Origin of the sequence: Halobacillus sp. BBL2006 (genome assembly GCF_000786645.1) — a bacterium.
Classification (GTDB): Bacteria; Bacillota; Bacilli; order Bacillales; family Halobacillaceae; genus Halobacillus.
The window spans coordinates 1-8301 of sequence record NZ_JRNX01000749.1; the positions used below are offsets into that span (position 1 = coordinate 1).

Here is an 8301-nt window from a genome sequence, read left to right on the forward strand (position 1 = left end):
ATGGCCCCCGCCATGAAACCGCACCTAAAGAGCCGCCAATCAATGGACCTACCGAGATCCCTAACCCTATCGCTGCTTCGTATAAAATAATCGCCTTCGCGTTCCCACTATTGGATAACGTAACAATCGCCGTTAATGCTGTAGCTACGAACAAAGCGTTTCCTAAGCCCCATCCTCCACGCAAGGATACGAGTTGCCAAATTCCATTCGAAAACCCGCCTAATCCAGAAAACAAAGCAATGATGACGATGCCTGACAAAAGTGTCCGCTTCATGCCGATTCTCTAAGTGATCACCCCTGTGACAAGCATTGCTACGGCCATGACGGCATTGTAGCTGGTGAACAGTAACGTCACCTCACTTGGAGAGGCGTCCAATTGCTTGGCGATCGCCGGTAAAATCGGATCAACGAGTCCAAGTCCCATAAAAGCAATAATACAAGCAAAAAACACAGCCCAGACCGCTTTCGGCTGACGTAAAATTCCCGGCTCTTCCGCTATAGAAACGTCCGGGACCGGTTTAGGTTGCACGGCCATATTCATTTCTCCTTACCTCATAAATTTTAGTTGCGGATTTCCCCCTCCTTTTTGGAAGGAAGTCATTTAGTTCCGCCATTTAGTTGTACCCTACAATATAATGTTTGTATAATACAACTATATAAGGAGAAGTGTCAATAGTAAGATTTGATGGTATCATCAAAGGAGAAGCATTACAGTTGAGGTGGAAATGATGAGCGATGAATCTCTTGATTTAATTGAACAACAGGTGACCGATTTTATCCGGCGAATTGTCTTGACTGAAAAACGCCATGACAGTCTCGATCGTTCTGCCTATATTTTATTACGTCAATTATCCTCCTACGGTCCGGCAGGGGTTAAATCGTTGGCAGAGGAGTTACATTTGGATATTTCTACGGTGAGCCGGCAGGCGGCGGCGCTCGTGGAGAAAAAGTACGTAGAAAAGATTCCGAATCCCGAAGATGGAAGAGCTTACTTTTATCAGATCACAGCCATCGGGTCGCAGGAATTAGAAGAGAATAAACAGCGGAGATTCGATCGCTTAGCCCGCATTCTCGAAGATTGGTCGGAAGAGGATAAGGAAAAGTTCGGCCATTTGCTGCAAAAATACAATCAGACGGTGAATCAAAAGATGAATTTGTAAGAACAAAAGCGCACGCTGCCCTTCTGCTTCCATCCGCTTGAGCATCGGAGTAAGCGTGCCCGAATCAAGGTACAACCTCTTCCCTAAATCTTTCACCGGCATCGGATCGGTTTCCCATAACGCTAACAAAACTAAGTATTGTGGATGCCGAAGAGCTTGTTGAAAAAGCACACGAAGTCTGCCCTTACTCCCGAGCAACTCGTGACAACATGGAAGTTGAATTGGAAGCAAAATCTGTATAATACAAAAAGACGAGGCGAAAAGTCCTCGTCTTTTTCTATATCTGATTCTTTGGTACCTTTTAGCACATTTACCAGAACATATTCGTTGAACTCTCGAATTCGAGATATTATAATAGGCGTTGTGATTAAAAACAACAGGAGGTTTTTCAGTTATGAACGTACTCGTTGTCAAAGCCAACAACCGTCCAGACGGGATTTCAACAAAGATGTATGAAACTTTCCTAGATAATATAAAAGCAACAGAAGATGTAAAGGTCAGCACGTATGACCTTTTTAGTGAGGACATGCCTTATCTCGGCCAGGAGCTATTTACTGCTCTAGGAAAAATCCAGGAAGGCGTTACGCTAAATGACGATGAACAACGCTTGATGGATGCGAAGCAAAAAGCAAAGGATGCGATTAGCGCAGCAGACGTTGTCGTGATTGCTTTCCCTCTATGGAACTTCACGATTCCTGCGAAGCTGCAAACATTCGTTGACTATGTTGCTGAAGCAGGCTTTTCTTTCAAATATACAGAGAACGGCCCGGTACCGCTTATGGAGAACAAACGCGTTATCTTGCTGAACGCACGCGGCGGAAACTATTCCGACCCAGCTATGGCTCCAATGGAAATGTCCATGAGCTATATGAAGAACGTATTCGCTGGATTCTTCGGCATGCAGCTTAAAGATGAAGTGATCATCGAAGGGCACAATGCGAACCCGGATAAAGCTGATGAGATCGTTCAGGAAGGGCTTGAAAAAGTCGCTGCTTCCGCTTCTAACTTGACTTATCAAAACGCATAATTGATAAAAAGGTCAGTCTCCCGACCAGGAGGCTGACCTTTTTTATTTAGACGTCTTTTTAAGAGTTCCATCATTGAAACAAACCCTTACCTATGACAGCTAAGAAAACGATGAATACTCCAATGATGATAAAAAAGATCCTGCCTGACCACCAGGGAGTTTTCATGATAAACTTTGCCAGCCATTTGTATTGAAAGTCTTTCTTTGTTCTAAGATCAACTTCTGATTGTTCTCGTGCTTTTTGATGCTTTTCAGGTGTGTATTTAAATCCATAAAACAAGAAAAACACCCCTATAGCTATCAATAAGATTTGGAAAATCCATTCGATACCTGTTTGTTTAAACAACATGATAATTAATATTGTCCTCCCTATTACTCTAGCGAAATGAAATCAAGGAATTATCATAGTGTCAAAAGCATAAGCCCCAGGGCGGATAGCGAGAAAAACATTGGAATTAAACAACCAACCCCCACGCATCCTTCCAGAAAATTATCAAGAAAGGAACGAAATCTATCTTTCTTGTTCTGCTTCTTATTAAACTGTTCGAACATCACTGGGATCACTAACCTTTTTCGGAATTCATGGATGTTTTTTCACGTCTTCTTCCAGACTTCGAATATAGGGGGTTATTTTAAATACCTTTATCACTATAACAAGCGTAATAAAAGCAAGGATGGAATAAGGCCCTCCTCCTCTAGCGGTATCAACATCGATCCACTTTTTGTTCATATCAGTTGGAACAAAGACTATTAATTCATTTATGATCACTAGGATTATAAAAGGGATCATTGTTAGGAAAATACCTTTAAGAATAGGGTCCACGCCGAGAAAGACCATCAAATACACCATTATACTTATATTTATAATAATCAACCGCTGCCCCCAAAATTGAGAGAGGTTGGTCATCGCCATTGAACCAATTAGGAAGATAAACACACAGAGAAGAGTAATCAAATAGAGCCTGTGATTATCGCGTAGCAAATCTATTACTTTTTTCACTTGGACCACCTGCCTAAATTACTAATCATGGTTGAATCCACTCTTTGTAGACAGCTATAAAAGTCATTACTAAAGGTGGGATCAAACAAACTAAAAATAACAGAATAGGTAAAGCTTTGTGAATGCGTTTTAAGTCTTTCCAGGAATCTCTCATTTGTTCAGGCACTTTCTTTATTCCACCTGTTATAGTTAAGGGATCAACCAACAAGTTATAGTTTTTGTAGTTAAATTGAAACGTACCCCTTTTTCTTACGGGGTAAGACCCTTTGGCATTGACCCATGCGATCAATCCAAACAAAAGCATAATGATCAGAAATAAGACGGGGACATCCTCCGGCTCATTCACTTTTCTAGTTAATCGAATCATTAAACTTGCTACACCTGTTCCTACCAATAAGCTAAATAATAGTCTAGCGAATTTCTCATTCAAACCGTTCTTTACACATATTCTTGTAATTATTAATGAAAAGGAAACAATTGCGAAGAAACTAAAGATAACGATAAACCCTTCCACCATCAACACCTCTTCAACAGCACTTCAATTTCTTGCTCAGCCTTACTATAACAATAGGATCAGCGTCTGCGAAAAGGTAATATCCTCCACCTCCTGCACTCTCTCACTCCTTCCTCATTTATAAATAGTAAAATAAAAAGTCAGCCTCTCTCCCAGGAGAGGCTGACTTTTTTGTTTATACGTGTAAATCTCTTTTTCTATAAAACATCAGTGTAAGCAGCGCTGAAATCACAGCGAGAGCAACCGACAATCCGATATAGACTGGATCCAACCCCCCCCCGTACATCACTTGATCCGCTTCAAAGTACTTGAACGGAGTGAAGTACTTCAACCCTTCCAGCGCATCGTTCAAATCGACCGCAACGGATAGCAAAAACGACAGCAGCAGAATGGCTGAGGAAAGCGAAGCGGCTTTTCCAGATTTTTTATATCCTGCCCCTACCATCATGCCGATCGTGAGAAAAAGAATTTGCAAAATCAGCATGCCTACAATCGTAACAAGAATACTCTCGATATACGGTTCGCCATCACTGTAGTAACCGACCATTAGAAGACTGGTAATCGCTGAGACGATCGAAAGAACGAGCACATTCGTGAGGGCGGCGAACATTTTGGTTACGATGACTTTCGTTCTCGAAACGGGCTTCACAAACAAAAATTCAGCCGTTTTGTCGCGCTCCTCCTTAGAAATGATGGTTGCTCCTAAGAGGACGGCATGCACCGTAGCGAGGAGAACCATATACAAGAAGAGAACGCCGTAAAACCCGGTGGCCAGCGACAAATCAAAGCTTCCCATCCCCGTGATCGTTTGGAGCGATTCCGGCATCGCGCCCATCAATTCATCCATCGACTGCCCCGAGGAAGAGAACCCTGCGTATTTGCCCATACCACTTGCAATTAGAGCGACCATCCCGATGCACCAGATGATCAGTGCTTTCCGATGTGCTTTCATTTCACGCCAGTAAACATTCATGATTGTTCCCCTCCCTTTAAACGGTATGGATATCCTTACGTCGATACAGAACAAAGCTCGCGACAAGCGACACGATTACGATCCCGATGGCTGTGAGCAAAAACGACGTTTCATAGCTGGAGTGCTGCATAATGTATTGTCGATCGAAATATTGAAAAGGCGACAGGTACCGCTTGGCTCCACCCTCACCGATGGAGGCGATCATACTGATGAAAAAGAAACCGAAGACGATTCCAAGAGAAACGGTCAGTACTGATTTGATTCTCGGAAAAACAACGGCGATCAATATCCCTAAAGCGAGAAAAATAAGCTGAGTAAACAGCAGGGTCAATGAAATTAAAACCATCACTTCACTGCTGTACGCTTCGGTTTGGATGACGGAAGCGGTCGCCATGACCGTGGCGATGAAAGCCACATTCGTCAAAAGCAAGGAGATGAAAGCAGCGGCTAGCTTTGCTGTTAATACTTTTGTCCTTGAGACCGGTTTTGTCAGCAGAAAGTCAGCTGTTTTTTCTCGGACTTCTTTCGAAAGAATCGATACGCCGATCGTCATCCCCTGAATGGCGCCGCAGAGAGAGATGTACAAAAATACATAAGCATAGAAGCCAGTGATCGTTCCCAGGCTTTCCAGCTGAATGCCGAACGCTTCACGTACCGGCTCCGGAAATCCTTCCAGCAAAGCTGTGAAATCATCCATGTCACTGGCGATCGACGGGTAGAAGGACAGGAAAAGCACGACGATGCCCATGAGCGAAAGCGTCCATAGGAGTGTCGCTTTTCGGTAAGCTCTCAGTTCATGCATGAAAATATTCATGATCCCCTACGCCTCCTTCTCATAGTAGTGCATGAAGATCTCCTCAAGATCCGGCTCTTCAATCCACACATTCTCAATTTCGACTTCGGCGATTTTTCTCATCATCTCATTGATGTCGCCTTGATATAAGAAGCGGATCGCATGATGCTCCCATTTCAAATCGGTCACACCGGGGAGGTTGAAGGTCTCGAGATCAAGCTCTCCCTTCGGTTCGATCTTAAAGCTTTTATGATTCTTCTCCTTCAGCACACTAATCCGTTCGACTTGTACGATTTCCCCATCCTTGATGATGGCCACACGGTCGCACAAACGCTGGACCTCACTCAAGATGTGCGAGGAAAAAAGAATCGTGACGCCTTTTTTATTTTCTTCCCTCAAAAGGTTGAAGAACTTCTGCTGCATGAGCGGGTCGAGTCCGCTAGTCGGTTCATCCAAGATCAGAAGCTTCGGCTCATGAAGCAACCCCTGAATGATACCGACTTTCTTTTTGTTCCCTAAAGATAAATCCTCGATTTTCCTCGTCAAATCGAGATCAAGCATCTCAGCGAGCTCTTTGATCCGGTGGCCGCAATCCTTTTTATAAAAGCTTGCCGAGTATTTGAGTAAATCGTTCACTTTCATATGGTCATAATAAAACACTTCAGACGGAAGATAGCCGATGTCCTCGGCAATAGCAGGGCCTGAAACCGTAATGTCCTTCCCAAAAATCGTTGCCCCTCCGCTTGTCGGATGAATCAAGCCGAGCAGCGTCCGAATCGTCGTCGATTTACCGGCTCCATTCGGTCCGATGAATCCGAAGATCTCTCCCTCTTCCACTTCAAAGCTGATGTCTGACACGCCTCTTGATTTCCCATACATTTTTGTTAAGTGATCAATTTTGATGACACTCATTCTCGACGCCTCCCCATTGTCATTGATAAAAGGACTGCTTTAACACCTCAATATAGTCATCTAGTTCATCAAGCACTTCTTCAAGATCGATTTCATCCAACTTTCTCCCTTTCACCTTCGCCTGCTGCCGGTAGGAGAACCCTTCCAGAGACCATGTAATGACATCTACGGCTTTGTCGACATCCACACCTTCTCTAAAAGGAGAAGGATCGATATCAGCCATCATTTCTTTATAGTTTTGACTTAGAAACGTTTCCCTTCTTACTTGTAAGGCTTTTTGAATTTCCCGGGCATCTTCTGTAAGAACGCTGTTTAGAAAATTGAAGATTTCAGGATAACGATGAAATAATTCAATCTTTATGGAAGCAAGCTTTCGATTTCTTATGAAAATATCTTTTTCTGTCCAATCTAACTGTTCCTGCATTTGGGTTAAAAACAGATCGATAAAATGATCATACAGAGACAGGTACAAGTCTTTCTTGTTTTTGAAATAGTGGAATAAAGCACCTTTAGAAATGCCTGCATCTTTGACAATCTGGTTCGTCGATGCCTGCTTGTATCCGCGCTGAGCGAACTCAGCCAAGGCTGCATTTAAGATTCGATCACGTTTTTCCTGCTCTAAATTTAGAAATTTCGAATCCATTTATCCTTTCCCACCTCCACTTTGACCATATTGGTCAATTACATTGTACTGCGATTGACCAGTGTGGTCAATATAATTTTACGCTGCCCTGCCAAAAAGAATGACGTCAATTTAAAAAAGCCTTCAACACCATCTTTAGAGGCTATCTCAGTCTTCTAGTGACAGTAAGTTATACAAGCATCGATGCCACTCACCCTCTGGTCGCTGCGTCTTACCAGACTTCTAATGACATCCAACGTTTCCAGATCTATACTAACCTTAGTAAGCCGCACCACAAAGGGGGATGAAATTGAAAGTTTTACTCGACGTCGACCGTAAACATGAAGAAACAAGCGTCACCATTCACTGCAGTGAAATGAACGATTCTATCAACGATATCCTTAATTTCCTAAACGAGAGAAAAACAGAATTCATCATAGGAAAAAATGGAGAAGAACAGCACATCTTAAGGCCAAATCAAGTGCACCACTTTCATTCGGAAGGGGATTCAGTTCTGGCCACCACCTCGGATGGCACCTTCAAGCTAAAAGAAAAATTGTATGAGCTGGAAGAAATGCTTCCAGCTAACAAGTTCATCCGGATCTCTAAATCCGTAATCGCCAATCTCCATGAAATCAGTCATTTTGAACCATCGTTTAACGGCACGCTCGCCGTCCACTTCAAATCTGGCGGGAAAGAGTATGCATCCAGACATTATGTTGGAAAAATCAAAGAAGTTTTGAAAATAAACAGGAGGGCCACTAAATGAAAACCTTTTTATTCAGAAGTATGATTGGAATCTTTTTTGGAGCGTTTCTTGCCGTCCTTGCCACGTTCGCTGTCGTCTATTTCGGAGACCAGGCGGCGCTTGACTCCACCGCTTTTGTGAAAAACTCTTTAGGATATATGTTCTCTGGTTGGTTGTTCACTGTATCGCCGCTCTACTTTGAAATTCACTCGCTGAGCCTCGCGAAGCAGACAGCTTTGCACTTTGCGACGGTGATAGTGCTTTACTTTATCATGGCGTATGGAATTGGCTGGATTCCTCAAGGGGCTCAAGGCATTCTCCTTTTCCTAGCCATCGCTTTGGTGATATACACAGCAAGCTGGATCGCCTTTTACCTTTATTTCAAGCATGAATCTAAAAAGCTCAATGAGGAATTGCAGCACATCAAATAAAAAAAGCTCTATTTCTGTAATGCTCCCGATTGTTGAAGACTCAGTTCCGAGACATTCTTATGTTTCCGTTGCCTTGAATAGAAAAAGGAGGTCCGGGAAATCACTCGCTTTCCGTGGGCGG

11 protein-coding genes and 2 pseudogenes are annotated in these 8301 nt (G+C 43.2%); 4 read left to right on the top strand and 9 right to left on the bottom strand.

The window, feature by feature from the left end; all coding sequences use genetic code 11:
• Nucleotides 1-535: pseudogene (locus LD39_RS19205) on the bottom strand (MFS transporter); the annotation flags it as partial.
• A gap of 193 nt (nucleotides 536-728) precedes the next feature.
• Here LD39_RS19205 and LD39_RS19210 point away from each other — a divergent pair.
• A complete protein-coding gene (locus LD39_RS19210) occupies nucleotides 729-1160 on the top strand; it encodes a MarR family winged helix-turn-helix transcriptional regulator (RefSeq protein ID WP_035551982.1) in 432 nt (143 codons plus the stop codon).
• An 18-nt stretch (nucleotides 1161-1178) separates the two neighbouring features.
• Here the strand turns inward: LD39_RS19210 and LD39_RS23665 are convergent.
• Nucleotides 1179-1313: pseudogene (locus LD39_RS23665) on the bottom strand (MarR family transcriptional regulator); the annotation flags it as partial.
• A gap of 241 nt (nucleotides 1314-1554) precedes the next feature.
• Between LD39_RS23665 and LD39_RS19215 the strand changes: the two are divergent.
• Nucleotides 1555-2187 (top strand): FMN-dependent NADH-azoreductase, encoded by a 633-nt coding sequence (locus LD39_RS19215; protein ID WP_035551985.1) that lies wholly within the window; start codon nucleotides 1555-1557, stop codon nucleotides 2185-2187.
• Nucleotides 2188-2257: 70 nt separating this feature from the next.
• Here the strand turns inward: LD39_RS19215 and LD39_RS19220 are convergent, their stop codons facing one another.
• The 7 genes from LD39_RS19220 to LD39_RS19250 all read right to left on the bottom strand — a co-directional run bounded on the left by LD39_RS19220 (nucleotide 2258) and on the right by LD39_RS19250 (nucleotide 7022).
• Nucleotides 2258-2536: a hypothetical protein gene (locus tag LD39_RS19220; protein WP_035551987.1), complete on the bottom strand. Its 279-nt coding sequence runs from the start codon at nucleotides 2534-2536 to the stop codon at nucleotides 2258-2260.
• Nucleotides 2537-2767: 231 nt separating this feature from the next.
• The gene (locus LD39_RS19225; RefSeq protein ID WP_035551990.1) at nucleotides 2768-3187 is read right to left on the bottom strand and encodes a hypothetical protein; all 420 of its coding nucleotides are present in this window, start codon (nucleotides 3185-3187) and stop codon (nucleotides 2768-2770) included.
• 25 nt (nucleotides 3188-3212) lie between these two features.
• A complete protein-coding gene (locus tag LD39_RS19230; RefSeq protein WP_231572619.1) occupies nucleotides 3213-3701 on the bottom strand; it encodes a hypothetical protein in 489 nt (162 codons plus the stop codon).
• Nucleotides 3702-3876: 175 nt separating this feature from the next.
• Nucleotides 3877-4674, bottom strand: a complete 798-nt coding sequence (locus LD39_RS19235; RefSeq protein WP_035551996.1) for an ABC transporter permease subunit — start codon at nucleotides 4672-4674, stop codon at nucleotides 3877-3879.
• Nucleotides 4675-4690: 16 nt separating this feature from the next.
• Nucleotides 4691-5488, bottom strand: a complete 798-nt coding sequence (locus tag LD39_RS19240) for an ABC transporter permease subunit (protein WP_035551999.1) — start codon at nucleotides 5486-5488, stop codon at nucleotides 4691-4693.
• Between the two features lie 6 nt (nucleotides 5489-5494).
• Nucleotides 5495-6379 (bottom strand): ABC transporter ATP-binding protein, encoded by an 885-nt coding sequence (locus LD39_RS19245; protein ID WP_035552002.1) that lies wholly within the window; start codon nucleotides 6377-6379, stop codon nucleotides 5495-5497.
• A gap of 19 nt (nucleotides 6380-6398) precedes the next feature.
• On the bottom strand, nucleotides 6399-7022 hold the full coding sequence (locus LD39_RS19250; RefSeq protein WP_035552007.1) for a TetR/AcrR family transcriptional regulator: 624 nt from the start codon (nucleotides 7020-7022) through the stop codon (nucleotides 6399-6401).
• A gap of 289 nt (nucleotides 7023-7311) precedes the next feature.
• Here LD39_RS19250 and LD39_RS19255 point away from each other — a divergent pair, with 289 nt between their 5' ends.
• Both LD39_RS19255 and LD39_RS19260 read left to right on the top strand, forming a co-directional pair.
• Nucleotides 7312-7770 (top strand): LytTR family DNA-binding domain-containing protein, encoded by a 459-nt coding sequence (locus LD39_RS19255; RefSeq protein ID WP_035552010.1) that lies wholly within the window; start codon nucleotides 7312-7314, stop codon nucleotides 7768-7770.
• Complete coding sequence (locus LD39_RS19260) at nucleotides 7767-8180, top strand: DUF3021 domain-containing protein (protein WP_035552013.1); 414 nt, start codon at nucleotides 7767-7769, stop codon at nucleotides 8178-8180. The genes LD39_RS19255 and LD39_RS19260 overlap by 4 nt, the downstream gene beginning before the upstream one ends.
• Nucleotides 8181-8301 lie beyond the last annotated feature (121 nt).